The organism is Sulfuricaulis sp. (genome assembly GCF_049587675.1).
Taxonomy (GTDB): domain Bacteria; phylum Pseudomonadota; class Gammaproteobacteria; order Acidiferrobacterales; family Sulfurifustaceae; genus Sulfuricaulis.
On sequence record NZ_JBAVEJ010000180.1, the window covers coordinates 1 to 1826 of the forward strand.

The window sequence follows — 1826 nt, forward strand, 5'->3', positions numbered from 1 at the left end:
TCAGGGATTTGACGATGGCTATGAGTGGGGCATTGAACTTCCCTATCTCTCCCACAGCGGCGGTTTCATGGACAACTTCATAGAGCGATGGCACGAAACCTTCGGCTTGCCCAAAGGGGATCGACAAATTACCCCGCCCAATCAGATCAACTATCGCTATGCGCGCGATGGTGCCGATCTTGTTCGCATCACGCAATCCGCCGAGGGTCTGGGCGATATTCGTTTGTCCGGTGCCGTGCAACTGGCGCGCAATAGCGGTGAAAGAATGGTGGCGTTGCGCGGCAGTCTGAAATTACCCACGGGTGACAGCGCCACACTTCTTGGCAGCGGTAGTACCGATCTTGCCCTGTGGCTGAGCATTGCGCCGGCATCACCCTCCGGCGACACCTGGAACGGTTATGGCGGGGGCGGAATATTGTTGATGACTGAAGGTGACGTGCTGCCTCGGCAGCAGGAAAATTACATCGGCTTCGCAACCGTTGGCCTGTCCCGCCGGATTATTTCTTCATTGACATTCAACGCTCAGTTGGATGCCCAGAGCCCGTTCTACACCGGCAGCGGTTTTCGACAACTCAGCGCCTACGCCTTACAAGGATTGCTGGGTGCGTCGTGGGAATTTTCACCGAAAAAATATCTGGAGATGTCATTCTCGGAGGATTTAGAGGTAAACACTTCGCCTGATTTTGTCTTCAACCTGTCCTTGACCTTTCCTTTCTAAAACCGGGAAACCTGTGAAACAGCCCCCTCTCCCCTGAATTCGGGTGAGGAGGTACCGCGCGGGAGCACCGTCTGGCGCCGCAGTTATAACACGGCTATACTAATATGTGTTATAACTTCTGACCACCCATGCGCCGGCAATCGCTTACCACCCATACCCAGTACGCCGAGCTCCTTGAGCAGACACTCGCGCTCGAGGCTTCGCACTCGCTCGCCCACGTGCGGGGCAGTTTCGTAACGCGCGTGGTCAAAGGGCGAGTTTACCACTATTACCACTACCGCGACCTTCTGGGTAAGGTGCGCCAGATCTACCTCGGCCCGGACTCCACGGCGTGGCGGCGCTTCATTGAAGACACTCAGGCCGGGAAGGTGGGCATGGGAGCCGATCTCCAACGTATCAAGGAGCTCTGCGCCGCGCTGCGTGCCACCGGCGCAAATGTCACGCCGCACGGGCCAGCGAAGGTCATCCAGGTGCTGGCGGACGCCGGTCTTTTCCGGCATGGCATGGTGCTCGTCGGCACCAACGCCTTTGCCGTCCTGGGAAACGTGCTTGGAGTGCGGTGGGGGGAGGCTGCGACCACACAGGATATCGACTTTGCCTACCACAGCGATATCGATGTCGTCGTGCGGGCGGCGCCGGCCATCCATGTCCCGAACGTACTCGCCGACCTTAAGATGGGTTTCCTGCCCATCCCAAAGCTCAATGCCAAACACCCTTCGACGTCCTTCCGCGTGCGCGGCAAGGAATTGCGGGTCGACTTTCTCGTGCCCGTACGAGGACGACTGCCGTCAAAGCCCGTCTTTCTGCCGTCGTTGAACACCGCCGCCGAGCCACTTCGCTTCCTGGATTATCTTATCGAATCGACGCAACAGGCCGTCGTCGTCGCACAGCGCAGCATTCTGGTGAACGTACCTGCCCCCGGGCGCTATGCCCTGCACAAATTGATCGTCGCCACCGAACGGCGCGCCGCGACGGCCAAAGCGCGCAAGGACATCGATCAGGCGGCCCAACTCATCGAGGTGCTCAACGAGGAAAGCCCGGGAGAGCTTCGGGCCGCGTGGCAATCGTTGGCGAAACACGGCGACGGATGGGTGCGGCGTTGCCGCAC

General features: G+C 59.1%; 2 protein-coding genes. Both read left to right on the forward strand.

Features of this window, described 5'->3' with window-relative positions:
* A partial coding sequence (locus tag WB402_RS09165) for a DUF3187 family protein (RefSeq protein ID WP_424207114.1) occupies positions 1-718 on the forward strand: 718 nt, incomplete at its 5' end.
* Positions 719-846: 128 nt separating this feature from the next.
* On the forward strand, positions 847-1826 hold a 980-nt coding region (locus WB402_RS09170; RefSeq protein WP_424207116.1), incomplete at its 3' end, for a GSU2403 family nucleotidyltransferase fold protein.